Origin of the sequence: Clostridium lacusfryxellense (genome assembly GCF_018861735.1) — a bacterium.
GTDB lineage: Bacteria > Bacillota > Clostridia > Clostridiales > Clostridiaceae > Clostridium_AD > Clostridium_AD lacusfryxellense.
In genome coordinates, this window is record NZ_JAHLEB010000038.1 from 1 (window position 1) to 14,616 (window position 14,616).

12 protein-coding genes and 1 pseudogene are annotated in these 14,616 nt (G+C 31.3%); 3 read left to right on the forward strand and 10 right to left on the reverse strand.

What is annotated here, in order from left to right; genetic code table 11:
* Positions 1–67 precede the first annotated feature (67 nt).
* From KPL55_RS17810 to radA, 6 genes and pseudogenes are all read right to left on the reverse strand, one after another.
* The gene (locus KPL55_RS17810; RefSeq protein ID WP_376770468.1) at positions 68–1,402 is read right to left on the reverse strand and encodes a DEAD/DEAH box helicase; all 1,335 of its coding nucleotides are present in this window, start codon (positions 1,400–1,402) and stop codon (positions 68–70) included.
* Between the two features lie 138 nt (positions 1,403–1,540).
* Positions 1,541–1,690 carry a 4Fe-4S dicluster domain-containing protein gene (locus KPL55_RS17815; protein WP_246599601.1) on the reverse strand — a complete coding sequence of 50 codons (150 nt, stop codon included), beginning with the start codon at positions 1,688–1,690 and terminating at the stop codon, positions 1,541–1,543.
* Between the two features lie 72 nt (positions 1,691–1,762).
* Positions 1,763–2,571 (reverse strand): annotated as a pseudogene (gene larE, locus KPL55_RS17820) (ATP-dependent sacrificial sulfur transferase LarE).
* Positions 2,572–2,944: 373 nt separating this feature from the next.
* Positions 2,945–3,274 (reverse strand): hypothetical protein, encoded by a 330-nt coding sequence (locus tag KPL55_RS17825; RefSeq protein ID WP_216308098.1) that lies wholly within the window; start codon positions 3,272–3,274, stop codon positions 2,945–2,947.
* A gap of 399 nt (positions 3,275–3,673) precedes the next feature.
* Positions 3,674–4,639, reverse strand: coding sequence for a tRNA dihydrouridine synthase (locus tag KPL55_RS17830; protein WP_216308127.1), 966 nt, complete (start codon positions 4,637–4,639; stop codon positions 3,674–3,676).
* 5 nt (positions 4,640–4,644) lie between these two features.
* On the reverse strand, positions 4,645–6,024 hold the full coding sequence (gene radA / locus KPL55_RS17835) for a DNA repair protein RadA (protein ID WP_216308099.1): 1,380 nt from the start codon (positions 6,022–6,024) through the stop codon (positions 4,645–4,647).
* A 219-nt stretch (positions 6,025–6,243) separates the two neighbouring features.
* Between radA and KPL55_RS17840 the strand changes: the two genes are divergently transcribed.
* Positions 6,244–6,486, forward strand: a complete 243-nt coding sequence (locus KPL55_RS17840) for a hypothetical protein (RefSeq protein ID WP_216308100.1) — start codon at positions 6,244–6,246, stop codon at positions 6,484–6,486.
* Positions 6,487–6,595: 109 nt separating this feature from the next.
* Positions 6,596–7,948 (forward strand): APC family permease, encoded by a 1,353-nt coding sequence (locus tag KPL55_RS17845; RefSeq protein ID WP_216308101.1) that lies wholly within the window; start codon positions 6,596–6,598, stop codon positions 7,946–7,948.
* A gap of 94 nt (positions 7,949–8,042) precedes the next feature.
* Here KPL55_RS17845 and hydF read toward each other — a convergent pair whose 3' ends face one another.
* Together hydF and KPL55_RS17855 are read right to left on the reverse strand one after the other, a co-directional pair.
* Positions 8,043–9,275 carry a [FeFe] hydrogenase H-cluster maturation GTPase HydF gene (gene hydF, locus KPL55_RS17850; RefSeq protein WP_216308102.1) on the reverse strand — a complete coding sequence of 411 codons (1,233 nt, stop codon included), beginning with the start codon at positions 9,273–9,275 and terminating at the stop codon, positions 8,043–8,045.
* Positions 9,276–9,288: 13 nt separating this feature from the next.
* Positions 9,289–10,689, reverse strand: a complete 1,401-nt coding sequence (locus tag KPL55_RS17855) for an aspartate ammonia-lyase (protein ID WP_216308103.1) — start codon at positions 10,687–10,689, stop codon at positions 9,289–9,291.
* Between the two features lie 144 nt (positions 10,690–10,833).
* Here KPL55_RS17855 and KPL55_RS17860 point away from each other — a divergent pair, with 144 nt between their 5' ends.
* Entirely contained in the window at positions 10,834–11,139 is a 306-nt protein-coding gene (locus KPL55_RS17860) for a hypothetical protein (RefSeq protein ID WP_216308104.1), read from the forward strand.
* A 68-nt stretch (positions 11,140–11,207) separates the two neighbouring features.
* Here the strand turns inward: KPL55_RS17860 and KPL55_RS17865 are convergent, their stop codons facing one another.
* Together KPL55_RS17865 and KPL55_RS17870 are read right to left on the reverse strand one after the other, a co-directional pair.
* On the reverse strand, positions 11,208–12,716 hold the full coding sequence (locus KPL55_RS17865; RefSeq protein ID WP_216308105.1) for an HD domain-containing response regulator: 1,509 nt from the start codon (positions 12,714–12,716) through the stop codon (positions 11,208–11,210).
* Positions 12,717–12,766: 50 nt separating this feature from the next.
* A complete protein-coding gene (locus tag KPL55_RS17870; RefSeq protein WP_216308106.1) occupies positions 12,767–14,614 on the reverse strand; it encodes a histidine kinase N-terminal 7TM domain-containing protein in 1,848 nt (615 codons plus the stop codon).
* Between the last annotated feature and the right edge of the window lie 2 nt (positions 14,615–14,616).

Here is a 14,616-nt window from a genome sequence, read left to right on the forward strand (position 1 = left end):
AATAATCTGCTTAGTAAAAAAGCAAATAACCACTAGATAATAATTAGTATTATAGTTATAATTTGACTTAGGAATGCAGTTTCATAAAGCTATATTTTGACGCACTACACTCTATCAAAAGATTATTTTTATCAATTACTGCATTTTCACTTCCATTTTTAAAGAGCCAGTCTGGATTAATCCCAATATACTGATCAAAGGGCAGGTTATCAAGAATTAAATAGTTTGTACATTCTTTCCCACTTCTACCTGCTCTCCCTGTTTGTTGCCAGAAAGATGCCCTCGTTCCGGGATATCCAACAAGTACTGTTGTGTCAATCTTTCCAATATCAATACCAAGTTCTAAAGCATTGGTAGATATAATGCCTCGCAAAACACCTGTAATCATTTTATTTTCAATTTCTTTACGTTCCAGAGGTGTATACCCTCCCCTATATCCAGATATTTTATCCGTTAATGATGCTCCAAAGAAACTCTCTGATTCTAATTTATCTCTTGATTCTTTTAATACTACTTCAACGTTTTTTCTTGATTTGGTGAATGCAATAAAACTATTATCATTTTCTACCAAATCAGGTATTAAATCAGCAGCAACTGAGGTTGTCTGTACTTGACCATAATATTTTTTATCGGCCCCCATAATCTTTGGCGGTTGAACAAGCACATATTTTCTTTTCACTGCTGGCGAACCATCCTTATCAATTTGAATGAATTTTTGCCCACATATATCTTCTACTAATTCAACAGGATTTGCTATAGTTGCTGAGCTGCATAGATATTGAGGTGATGAATTATAATATCTGCATACTCTCCCTAATCTTCGAAAAACATTTGCCACATGGGAACCAAATGCTCCTCTGTACGTATGCAGTTCATCAATTACCACATATTTCAGATTAGAAAATATAAAATCAAATCCAAATTTACTGTGATTCGGTAAAAATGCAGCATTTATCATTTCAGGATTAGTTAAAATAATATTTGCACTTTTTCTGATTCTACTTCTTTCATTTACAGGAGTATCTCCATCATATACACCTGCTGAAATTCTGTTTTCCCCGAAATATTCTAAATAAGGCATTATAGCACGATACTGATCGCTTGCTAATGCTTTTGTAGGGTATATAAAAATTGCTCTTGCAAGAGGATTCGATAAAATTTCTTGAAGAACCGGCAGCAAAAAGCTAAGTGTTTTTCCACTAGCTGTAGATGTGGTTATTACAATATTATGACCTTCCATTGCTTTTTCAAACATCTCTGCCTGATGACAATATAGTTTTGTAATCCCATTTTTAGAAAGGTACCCACATAATTCCACCGAAAGCGTACTCGGAAAATCGACATTCTTTGCTTCTCTTTTCAAGATTGTTTTATTGTATATAATTAAATCATCTATATTCATAATATTGCTCCTATTCTACTAAATTACTTATAATTATATACTAAAGTATAAATAATAACATCTTAGTTTTACAAGCAAAAATGCACCCATTATTGGGTGCATCTGAGTTATAACTAAACAATTTAAAACACTCAATTATTATTCAAATAACGCTTTAACTTTTTTCAACTCCTCGCGTATTGGAATGCCTTGTGGACAATGAGTCTCACATTTGCCACATTCTACGCAACTCGATGCCTTTTGCTTAGGTGCAAGAAAACGGTCATAATTCTCCTCTTTACCAAACATATGATAATTATTATAAAAAGTGAAACATCCAGGGATATTAACACACTCCTCCATTTATTCTTATTTTTAAACTTAATTTTTTATTATAGTTTCATTGAAGCTCCCTACTCTATATCCTTGCAAGTCTAAAGTTACATATTTAAACCCACATTCTTTTATCTTTTCAGCAATAGTATCTAAAAGTTTTTCATCAAATAATTTACTCCTGTCATTTTTACTTACTTCAATCCTTGCTAAGTCTCCATGGCATCTCACTCTAACAGCTCTAAACCCTATGCTCATCATATATTTTTCTGCATTTTCGATCTTCTCGAAATCTTCTATTTTTAATTCATTTCCATAAGGTATTCTTGTTAAAAGACATGCGTATGCTGGCTTATATCCCAAGTATTAAGTCCTAATTCTTTGGAAAAAGCTCTTATTTCTGCCTTAGTTACCTTGCATTCTAAAAGTGGACTCTTTATTTCTAATTCCTTTAATGCTTTAAGACCTGGTCTATAATCACTTATATCATCAAAGTTAGTTCCATCTATTACATAGTTATAATCCTGATCCTTAGCAACAGCTAATATCATGCCAAACACTGCCGTTTTACAAAGATAACATCTATCTTCTGGATTAAATTTAATTGAATCAATGATTGGAGCTTCTATAATCTCATGCTGTACTCCTAATTTTTTAGCTAGTTCCTTTGCTTCTACTATTTCCCACTTTGGAATATATGGAGACATAATTGTTACTGCCTTTACATTGTCCCCAAGGGCCTCTTTTGCTACTCTAAGTAAAAAAGTACTATCTACTCCACCTGAAAATGCTAAGACTACTTTTCCTAATCCTTTAATATATTTAATTAATTCATTATACTTTTCATTGTTTATCATTTATTTTTCCACCTCTCACCTAAATATACTTTATATGATTACCATCATTATTCTACTTATCCCAAGGCAAAACGCCTGTCACTTCTGCCTCTTCATATCCGCCTATTTTATACGCTCATAATAACGCAATGTATCCGAAGATTGAATGATACTTGTTATTTTAACCCTCTGTGGACTATGTAAAAAGTATAACACTTGGAGTCCACTCTAAGTCAAGTATTTTTTCACTTTAGTAAGCTGGCAATTGAATAACTGTACATACTTATTCTTTGGATGAGCAATTAAGCTTAACAGCGAGTGCGGCATTGGAACAGAATTTACAGTAATACTTACAGAAAATTAAAGACTATGTTTTCGCATAGCCTTTTTTTATTTATTTAATTTGAATATCAATTATGTCTTTTGCATTATCAAGCAACTTAGAAGGTACGTATATACTGATTTCACAATTACCTGGGAAACCATAAATGCCGTTAATTCCTGCGGTTTTTTTTAACGACGGTATATCAAAAGCATTTAGTTTTGATTCAATTAACTTTGCTTCAAAATCATCACTAACTGATATAAGAAAAGCCTCAGTGTCATATTCTTCTACTGAATCCACTTTTGTAGTTTCAAGCACTTCTACTAAATCACATCCACAGTCGCTACACTTTATAAATCCCGTGCGGTATTCACATTTACATTTTGGACACCATGACATAATAACATCTCCTCAAAATATTTTTAATCTTTTAAATTCTATAATTACATATATTTTTATTATATTCTAATGTTTTTAAAATATCAATTTAAAACACTAATATTATACAGTAGCTAAAAACATAAAAAAGAATAACTAATTAGATAGTTATTCTTTTTGAATTGCTAAATAATATTGAGAAATTTAAGTATTATAATTACAACAACAATTCCACCAATTATTGATAACATATAATTCACACTCCCTTTATTCTAGTTTTAGCACCTATTTTAATTCTATCCTAACTATTTTCTAATTCCTATATGATTTAATTGTAAATTTAAAGCATGACGCAAAAAGAACCTTCGGCATTTTCCTTCCTAAAGGTTCTTTTATTTTTATAATATATACTTAGCATTTTTAATGTTGATTATTAAATAATCCAGCCCCTTCTACGATTTCCTGTTCCATAAATAAACTTAAAACAGCTTCATTATACTCATTTAAATTTTGCGACTTTTTTATCCTTTTAGCATATTTTTTATTATCTGAAAATATGTAAATCATATAGCCCCATAGTTCTTTCATTCTAAATATTGCATTTCTTTCTTCATCAAATATTTCTATATATTTATACAACATTTCATCATGAAAATCTTTTAATACTTTTTTATCTATATTAGTATTATGGTTTATCTTATTCATCAACCCTGGATTAGCTATAATACCTCTTCCTAGCATAACTGTTTTAACTTCTGGAAAAGCTTTTATTAATTTATTATGATCATCGACAGTGAAAATATCCCCATTATAACATACTGGACTTATGCTTAAAGATAATGCATCTTTAAACACCTCTAAATTAGGTTTGTTTCCATAAAAATCTTTTTGTATTCTTGGATGAATAATTAATTCTTCTAAAGGATATTTATTGTAAATTTTTATTAGCTCATAAAATTCTTCTGGACTATCTTTTCCTATTCTAGTTTTTATAGAAATTTTCATATTATCTATCTTAAATATTTTATCTAAAAATATATCAAGCTCTTCCCTTTTGGCTAAAAATCCTGAGCCTTTATTTTTTGAAACAACCGTTCCAGCGGGACATCCTAAATTTAAATTTACCTCGTTATAACCTAATTGTTGTAATTTTCTAGCAGTAGTAATAAAACCTTCTGCATCGCTCGTAAGTATTTGTGGAACTATGTTCATACCTTTATTATTTTCAGGCAAAATATCTCTTAATTCTTTAGACTTAAGACTTCTACTTTTATTTGTAACAATAAAAGGTGTAAAGTATTTATCAATATTATTAAAAAACTTTTCATAAGAATTTCTATATACGTATCCCGTAATTCCTTCCATGGGTGCTAAATAATATTTCATTCCCATTATTTGAATTCCTTTTCAATAACATCTGTTAGTTTTTTACAAGGAATGATCTTTATATTCTTAAATTTAATACCTGTTTTTAAACAATTCATAGGTATATATGCCTTTTTAAAACCCATTCTATCTACTTCTTTTAGCCTTTGCTCGAGCGATGGTACTTTTTTTAATTCACCAGTAAGGCCAAGTTCTCCTATAAAGACTGTATCAGTAGATATTCCATGGTTTAATGCGGAGGATGCAATACTCATCACTACAGCAAGATTTACTGATGTTTCAGTTAACTTAAGACCACCTGTTGCTTTTATAATAACATTCTTATCATAAAGCCCTATCCCTCCCCTTTCCTCAAGAATTGAGATAAGAGTCCCTAATTGTTCCTTCCTTGCGAAACACTCACTTAATCTACTTGGATAAGGAGTAAAAGATTTAGATACAAGACTCTCTACCTCTACAACAATTGGTCTTGTACCGTCCTTTATAACGGCTAAAGCACTGCCCGGAACTAACTCTTCCCTTTTGGTCATAAAAAACTCCGACGGGTCAGTTATTTCTTCCATTCCTATCTCTGACATACGAAATAGTCCACTTTCAGAAGTGTCACCATATCTGTTTTTTTTGCTAATTAAATGTTTCAGTTCTTCTCCATCTTCTCCTTCTATGTACAACACGGTGTCCACTAAATGTTCTAGTATTCGAGGCCCCGCCATCTCATCAGCCTTTGTCATTTGCCCAACGAGAAATACAGCTCTTGGTCTATCCGGATTTTTTGCTTTATCCTTTAAAGCTGTAGCACATTCAATTACTTGAGTAGGCGATCCCGCTCTTGAACTTGAATATTCTTCTAAAGTAAATGTTTGAATGCTATCAAGTATTATTAAGTCTGCATCAACTGTTTCTATATGTTGTAATATCTCATCTAGCTTAGTATCAGAAACTACCCAAAAATTATCAGCTAGTTCTTTTACTGTACGGTCAGCTCTATTTTTAATTTGACTATTACTTTCCTCTCCAGATGCATATAAAATTTTAAATCCTTTTAAAGACAGAGCATTTGCGAGTTGCAGTAAAAGAGTTGACTTGCCCATTCCAGGAGGTGCTGAAATTATGCTTATACTATCTCTAACTATTCCGCCGCCCATAACTCTATCAAATTCTGAAACTCCTGTAACTATCCTATCGCTGTTAGATTGTACAACTGCTCTTAGTTTTGTTGGATTAGTTGTTATTACCATTCTACTTGATTTAGATTTAAGGTCGCTTGCCTTAACTATTTTTTCTTCATATGTATTCCAGGCACCACAATCGCTACACTTACCCATCCATTTTGGAGATTGTGACCCACAGTCTTTACAAATATAAACTTTTTTATCTTTAGCCAATCAAATACAACTCCTTAGTTTTGCCGTTACTCTAAACGCAATAAAATAACTTTATTAATACAATTATATCAACAAATCATTTTCACAGTCAACACATTGATATATATCATAGTATTGTCTTATTTAAAAGGTAATTAGCATATATTTTATTATATGTAGGTTGTTGTTGTCTAATATTACCTATTTAAATCTATATAGAAGAGGAGGAGAGAAATTAAAATGTGGAAAAGGAATAGTGAAAAATCAGATTTGAAAATAAAACCAATAAAAATAATAATGATAATAGTATTAATATTAATGATAATTTTAGAAATATACCTCACTGTGACATTAGGAATATTGGGTCTATTTATAGGTTTAATAATTGCTTTTATTATTTTAATGATACTATTAAATAGAAGCAAAAAGTCTAAACGTTCAAACGTAAATGCATTCCTCCAACATAAGAATAATGAAGAGTAATTTATAATTAATAAAGTGTTTCCTTTGACTTTATCCTTGTAAAGCAATGAATTGTAATGATATAATAAATTTGTTAAAAATTATAAATCGCGAAAGGAATGGTTTGATTATGGAAACGAAATTAGAAAAAAAGTTTGGTCTTATTACTGCGATAGCAATGGTTGTCGGCATTGTAATAGGCAGTGGCGTTTTTTTTAAGGCAGAAAAAGTATTAACTGCAACTGGCGGGAATCTTACACTAGGTATTTTGGCTTGGGTTATTGGTGGTATTATTATGATTTCTTGTGCCTATACTTTTGCTGTAATGGCAACTAAGTACGAGAAAGTAAATGGTATAGTAGATTATGCAGAAGCTACTATGGGCGAAAAATATGGTTATTATGTTGGCTGGTTTATGGCACTTATTTACTATCCAACATTGACGTCAGTTTTAGCATGGGTTTCAGCTAGATACACCTGCGTATTATTTGGATTTTCAATTACAGGTGGAGAGTGTATGACTATTGCCTGTCTATATTTGATAGGTAGCTATGCAATAAACGCATTATCACCAGTTTTAGCTGGCAAATTTCAAGTTAGTACAACTATAATAAAACTAATTCCACTTATTTTAATGGCTATAATTGGAACAATAGTGGGTATCAATAGTGGTATGACTATGATTAATTTCACAACAGTAGTAAAAAAAGTAAGTACTGCGAATGCATTATTTACAGCAGTTGTTGCAACAGCTTTTGCATATGAGGGTTGGATTATTGCTACAAGTATTAATGCTGAATTAAAGAACGCAAAGAAAACGCTTCCACTTGCTCTAGTTGGTGGCACGTTTATAATTATGGCTGTTTATATTCTTTACTATATAGGACTAGCTGGAGCTGTAACAAATGAAGTTATGATGAAAGGTGGGGAAGCTGGAGCTAAACTGGCATTTCAAAAAATATTCTCCTCTGCTGGTGGCACTCTAATATTTGTATTTGTTATTATTTCTTGCCTCGGAACTTTAAACGGATTAATGCTCGGATGTACTCGTGGTATTTATTCATTAGCAGCAAGGGGCTTTGGACCAAAACCAAATATATTTAAACAAATAGATAGCGAAACTAATATGCCAACAAATTCATCTATACTCGGACTACTTCTTTGTGCTATATGGTTATTATACTTCTATGGCGCTAACTTAACAAAACCTTGGTTTGGATTCTTTTGTTTCGATTCATCAGAATTACCTATAGTTACTATTTATGCATTATATATTCCTATTTTTATTATGATTATGAAAAAAGAGAAGGATTTAAACTCATCTAAAAGATTCATAATGCCTATTGTTTCGTTAGCAGGATGCATATTTATGATAGTTGCCGCCTGTTTTTCCCATAAAATAGCAGTTGTTGGGTATCTAATTATTTTTACTATTATAATGGCTATTGGGGCTTTGTTTTCAAATAAAGGAAATCTTACTTAAAATAGAATTGTCACTCTGATTCAACTAAATTAAAATCAAAGTATAAGAAAACCCTTAACTAAAAATTAATTAGTCAAGGGTTTTACTTACTAATTTATTCTTCATCCCATATCATTTTTGCCAATGGAAAAGGTTCTAGAGCTCGATCTAATATACCTTGAACATAGGCAATTAAAATCCCATAATTAACCATAGGTACATCAAATTCTTTTGCTGACTCAATTCTATTGAGCATCGCAGCTCTATTTAACATGCAAGCGCCACAATGTATTATTAGTGCATATCTTTTAACATCCTCTGTGAAAGTAACCCCTGAAGTGTATTCGAAATCTATCTGTTTACCCGTAATTTGCCTAAGCCATCTAGGAATTTTAACTCTTCCTATGTCATCAGCTTGCTTATGATGTGTACATCCTTCTGAAACTAGTACTTTATCTCCATCCTTAAGCTTTTCAACTGCCTTAACTCCCCTTATAAGCTGGACTAAATCCCCTTTATATCTTGCAAATAAAATTGAAAAAGAGGTCATAGGAATGTCCTTAGGTGTATCTGCTGCTACTTTTAAAAACACTTGTGAATCTGTAATAACAATTCTAGGTTTCTTACCTAGATTCTCTAAAGTTTCCCGTAATTCATGTTCTTTAGTAACTATTGCAATTGCATCACTTTCAAGAATATCTCTAATGGTCTGTTGCTGAGGAAGTATTAATCGTCCCTTTGGGGCTGCCTTATCTATAGGCGTAACTAATACTACAAAATCACCCGGACTAATAAGGTCTCCTATAATTTTAAATTTTTCTTCCTCTTCTGGGATCATACTTATAATTTTATCTTTAAGTTGCTTTACTCCTTGTTTTGTAACTGCTGAAACAGAAACAGAAGGAATATCTAGTCCATTATTTATTTTACTAATGAGCTCTTCATTTACGGTAGCTATATCAGCCTTATTTAAAACCGCTATTACTGGTATCTTTTTACTTTTTACTTGATCTATAATATATTTATCATAGTCAGTTAATCCAATAGAGGCATCAATAACCACTAAAGCAATATTTGTTTTATTTAAAACCTCAAGTGTCTTCTTTTTTCTTAATTCTCCAAGCTCTCCAACATCGTCTAGCCCTGCGGTATCAATTATTACGCAAGGCCCAATTGGCAATATTTCCATAGCCTTGTATACCGGATCGGTAGTTGTTCCTTTCATATCTGACACAATAGCTGTTTCCTGATTTGTTAAAGCGTTTATTATGCTAGATTTTCCTGCGTTCCTCATTCCAAATAACGCTATATGGACTCTTTCTGAGCGAGGTGTATCATTTAAACTCAATTTTCATTCCTCCTTATTTTAACCCGGGTATTCCTGGTTTCGTTAATTCATACGGATTTAATATTTCCTCTATTTTTACATTGCTAAGTATTTTCTCTGAGAGTAGTATATCCCTAATGGTCTTATCCTCTTTTAAAGCTTTTTTTGCTACGCTACTAGCCTTATCATATCCTATATGATGAACTAATGCAGTAACTAAAGCTGTAGATTTTTCAAGATTTTCTTTACATTTTTTTTCATTTACACTAATGCCTTCAATACATTTTTCTCTAAATATTATAACGCATCTGTTTAAAAGCTCAAGGGATTCAAGCAAACTCTCTGTAATAAGTGGTGTAAAAGAGTTAAGTTCCAATTGTCCCATTGAACTCGCCATAGTTATAGCTCCATCATTTGCAATAACTCTCATAGAAACCTGAGCCACCATCTCCGGAATCACAGGGTTAACTTTTCCAGGCATTATTGTAGAACCTGCTTGCATTTCTGGTAAATTTATCTCCCCAAAACCACCCTTTGGTCCAGAATTTAATAACCTTAAATCATTTGATATTTTTAAAAGGTTAACACTACAAGACTTGAGTAATCCGGACACCTCCACATACACATCACAGTTTTGAGTTATATCCATTGGATAATCAGACCTAGCCAGGCCTAGCTTTGTTAAATCTTGAAGGGAATCCGTTATCATATATATAAATTTATTTGTAGCATTGAGTCCCGTCCCAATAGCTGTAGCACCCATATTTATTTGTCTTAACCGTTCTTCTACCTTATAAATTCTCCAACGATCTCTCTCTATTGCCTTTGCATAGGCGCCAAATCCTTGACCTACCATCATAGGAAGTGCATCCATAAGTTGAGTTCTCCCTAGCTTTATCATATCTGCAAATTCATTTTCTTTCTCTTGAAACGACTGCTGAAGCTCTGACAAAGATTTACTTAACTTCCTTATAAGATGGATTGCTGCAATTCTAAGTGCAGTTGGATAAACATCATTTGTAGATTGAGACATGTTAACATCATTTAAAGGATGTATTAAATCATATTCTCCCTTATTTCCTCCAAGGATTTCAATTGCTCTATTGGCAATTACTTCATTTACATTCATATTAGTTGAAGTTCCTGCTCCACCTTGAAAAGCACTAACCACAAAGTTATAATCAAGTTCTCCGCAAATTACATCTTCACTTGCTTTTATAATAGCATTTGCTTTTTCATGATCAAGTTTTTTAAGATTCTTATTTACACCCGCTGCTGCTTTTTTAATAATTGCAATTTCATATATCAATTTTAAATTTACGCTCTTATTTTCTAATGGAAAGTTTTCAATTGCCCTTTGAGTATTGATTCCATAATAAAATTTATCATCTATCTTTATCTCGCCAAGTAAATCCTTTTCAATTCTATATCCCATTATACCCTTCCTTTTTCAACTAATTTACTATCTATAAAAATAGAATACCATTTAAAATAAAAAAAATCAAAATTCTGTTGTTTAATCAAAAACTATTATATAATATTAATTATATAATCAACAAAATATAGCGAGGTATTAAATATGGCAAAAAAAAACAGTAGAAATAACGATCTTTTATATAATTCTAAAGCGACCGCTTCTCCACAAATCTATTCCTTATTAATTAATCTAGTAAACCAGGATAAAGAAGCTCTGGCAAAAGCGGTGATTAAAGTTGATTATCTCTTAGAATATGCAAGCCGATGCATAAAACAAAAGGATTTTGAGGAAGCAAATGAAGGTTTAAGTAAGGCTAAAAGTAGAATAGACATGTTAAAAAACGAAGATGTTGATACTGAATACTTAGAATATTTATATGTTGGTATAGCAAAAAAGACGACCATATAAGAAAACCCCCGACCAATTTATTAATTAGTCGAGGGTTTTCTTACGGGGTTTAGGAAACCGTAGTTAGTTTACAAATCATCTAATTGCACAACCCCGCTTTTAAGTAGTCTAACAAATCGCTCCACAATTTCTGGTTCAAACTGACTTCCAGATCCTTTTATTAATTGAACTATAGCATCATCAAGGGAGAGCTTCCGCCTATATAGTCTATTTGTAGTCATTGCATCAAAAGAATCTGCTATTGCCAAAATTTTTGCTAGGAATGGAATTTCATCTCCTTTTAAACCGTTAGGATAACCCTTTCCGTCCACTCGTTCATGATGGAACATTACAAGAGGAACAATATCTTTAAACATCGATAATGCAGAAAGTATATTAGCCCCTGTTAAAGGATGTTTCCTTATCTCTTCAAATTCTAGTTCACTTAACTTTTTACCTGACAAAAGTATATCATCTGCAGTACCTATTTTGCCTATATCATGGAATATTCCTGCTACCCTTAACAAGTCTAAATCTTTTTCATTTAAATGATTAAAACATTTCCCGATTTCTACAGCATATTTTGAAACTCTGTCTGAATGTCCACTTGTATAATCGTCCTTTGCATCAACTGTAAGTCTTAAAGTATCTATAGTCTCTTCATATCCGGCCTTGATTATTTCATAAGTTTTATTGAGTTCATCATTTTGTATATTAAGTAATGAATGCAAGAATGCGTTATTTATAGAGCTTGCTGCGTGTTTTGCAAATATCTCCAATAAACTTATGTTTTTATCATCGCTAAGTTCCACATAAATAACTCCCATACACTCTGATTTATCATTAATAAGCGGAAAGAATACACCTTCTTCATATCGCACCTTTTTCTTTTGCATTCTAGCTGAACCTGCATATACCATAAGGGATGGGTTAAACATCCTTGTAAATGTATTTACATCAGTATCAAACTTTCCAATGCCTTTAAAAAAGCTTTCCGTTAAAATGCCTTCATGGCCAAAAATATTATCAGCGAAAATAAAAGCATTAGTTGACTTAACTATTTTAAGAAGATTTCTAAGTACCTCTTCAAGTATCACGTCTATAGGCTGCAGTTGATATATCTTGGGAACTGACTCCAAAATGCTATTAAGTCCGTTTCGTGTCAGCTTAATTTCATTCATCATAGCTACGACCTTGTAAGCTGATTTGACCAGAAGCAAAAGTTGACTTTGATCATTCGATTTACTACAATAACCTTGTATATCATTTTTTTCAAGCGTCTCTAAAGGTGGTGCAGACTCTGAATAACCAGTTAAAAACAATATATATAATTCTTTGTCAAATTTCCTTATTATCTCAACTACTTGTGTTCCATTAATGTTATTAAGCATATAATCAAGAATCAATAAATCATAATGATTATTTTTAATTTTCTCAATTCCTTCTTCATGATCTGTATATCCTTCAAATTCGTAACCATACTTCTCAAGAATAACCCTCAAAGTTTTAATTATTCCTATTTCATCATCAATAGCTATTATTTTAAACTTTTCTCTTTTGTTTATTAATTCAACTTTTTTTATATTAGAAATCCTCACTTTATTTCCCACCTCCAATCAAATCAAAATGCCCCGCACTTTTACACCTATTATATCAAATTCTTATGAACTTTAATATAGAAACTCACTCCTTTTTCCTCTTCAGATTCAAGCCACATATCACCTTGGAACATTACCTTTATTTTGGAATAAGAAAGATAAAGTCCAATTCCGCTTCCTTCTTTTCCTTTGGTTGTAACCATCTCTTTAAAAAGTTTATCTTTAATTTCCTGTGTTACACCTCTTCCATAATCTTTAACTTTAAAGATTATGTAGTCTCCCTTTTCAAATATTATAAACTCTATATTCCTAGAAGACGCATCAGCGGAAGTAGTGTGAGTAATTTTTCCATAAGACTGAATGGAATTCGAAATAAGATTATCAATAACTTGTACCAAAGTTCCAATATCCCCATTAATTAAAAAATTTTCTTTTGTTTCATTTGAAATAATTAAATTACAAAAATTAGATTTAACCTCATACTTCATAAGGAATTCAATATTTTGAATTATCTCTTCTAGTGTAAAACTTATTTCTTTACGAGTATCGGAACTTGCTACCTGGTTCTTTATCGCAGTCAAAGCATTACTCATATAAGAAAAATGCGCTTTAATATCGTTAATATTAGTTAACATTTCATCTGCTATCTCGTGATGATCACTCTCACTCACAATTGTATTGCCCACAGATTCATTATATTCTTTAGTAAGATCCTCTAAAGCTATAATACACCCAGCTATTGACATTATAGGAGTTTTTAGATTGTGAGAGATCCCTCCCATTAACATACCAAGAGATGATAGCCGCTCCTGCTCTATAATTTGTTCCTGTTGCTCACTTATCTTCTTCAAGTTGACCTTATTTTGAGTTATGTCTTTTAATAAAATTATATTACCTAAGTGGTTTTCACCTGATATTATGGGTGTAATTTCAATATTGAAATATTTGTCAAATTTTTCTTCACAAAAGTGGTGTTCAAAGATGATAGACTCCTTCATAACATTTACTTTTCTTATAACCTCTTTAAAATGGTACATTTCATGAGATTTGAAAAAGCCTAAAACGTTAAAAAGATAATGTTTCCTTTTAATCTTTACAATGGGATCAAATATATTCTGCATAGTCTTATTATAATCAGTAATTCGAAAGTTTTCATCTATAACAATAAAACCATCGGATATTCTATCCACTATTGTTCCCATTGCTATGGGCATGAGATTAAGAAAATTAAATTTAAAAATTGCTATCATTTCAAATAATCCAAAAATGGTGAAAGCAATTGAGTTTGATAAAAAAGGTAAGTCGAGTAAATTTAGTGTAAAAGCTATGTTTACAAATACAGGGACTAAAAACCCAATAACAATAAATAGCGATTGTTTTGAAAAATAACCAGAGTTCTTTATTGAAAATACCACTAAATAACTTATCCCAATAAATATGCAAATATAAGAATAAACTGAATGGAAGTAAAAATAACTTCCATATATTGCATCTTTGTTATTAACAGAGTACTTAACAAAAAAAAGTTTATGCATGTTGTTAGTCCATATTAATACCGTTGATAACAGTGGAATTATAAAAAGCATAAGGTATTTCCATGAAAATTTTATTCGTGTATGTGCATATACAATACCAAATAGAAGAATACTAATCGGTATAAAGGAAATAGAGAAATAGCATATATTTATAAATACCATTTCTGTATAACCATATCTTAATCTTACGCATAATTCTAGTAAAGTACCTATATTCCAAATAAATAACAATACTATTATTGATATAAACACATTCTTTAACTGTGATTTATTTGAATTTTTATAAATCATATAAGCCATAATAATAATAATTACTGTTGACATAAGAAGTAACACTAAGCTAATATCAATTTTTCCTATCATAA

Coding starts and splice junctions, on each gene's coding strand:
- KPL55_RS17870 (WP_216308106.1), bottom strand. CDS start 14,614: ATGATAGGAAAAATTGATATTAGCTTAGTGTTACTTCTTATGTCAACA.
- KPL55_RS17830 (WP_216308127.1), bottom strand. CDS start 4,639: ATGAAATATTATTTAGCACCCATGGAAGGAATTACGGGATACGTATAT.
- KPL55_RS17815 (WP_246599601.1), bottom strand. CDS start 1,690: ATGTTTGGTAAAGAGGAGAATTATGACCGTTTTCTTGCACCTAAGCAA.
- KPL55_RS17810 (WP_376770468.1), bottom strand. CDS start 1,402: ATGAATATAGATGATTTAATTATATACAATAAAACAATCTTGAAAAGA.
- KPL55_RS17855 (WP_216308103.1), bottom strand. CDS start 10,689: ATGGGATATAGAATTGAAAAGGATTTACTTGGCGAGATAAAGATAGAT.
- KPL55_RS17825 (WP_216308098.1), bottom strand. CDS start 3,274: ATGTCATGGTGTCCAAAATGTAAATGTGAATACCGCACGGGATTTATA.
- KPL55_RS17845 (WP_216308101.1), top strand. CDS start 6,596: ATGGAAACGAAATTAGAAAAAAAGTTTGGTCTTATTACTGCGATAGCA.
- KPL55_RS17860 (WP_216308104.1), top strand. CDS start 10,834: ATGGCAAAAAAAAACAGTAGAAATAACGATCTTTTATATAATTCTAAA.
- KPL55_RS17840 (WP_216308100.1), top strand. CDS start 6,244: ATGTGGAAAAGGAATAGTGAAAAATCAGATTTGAAAATAAAACCAATA.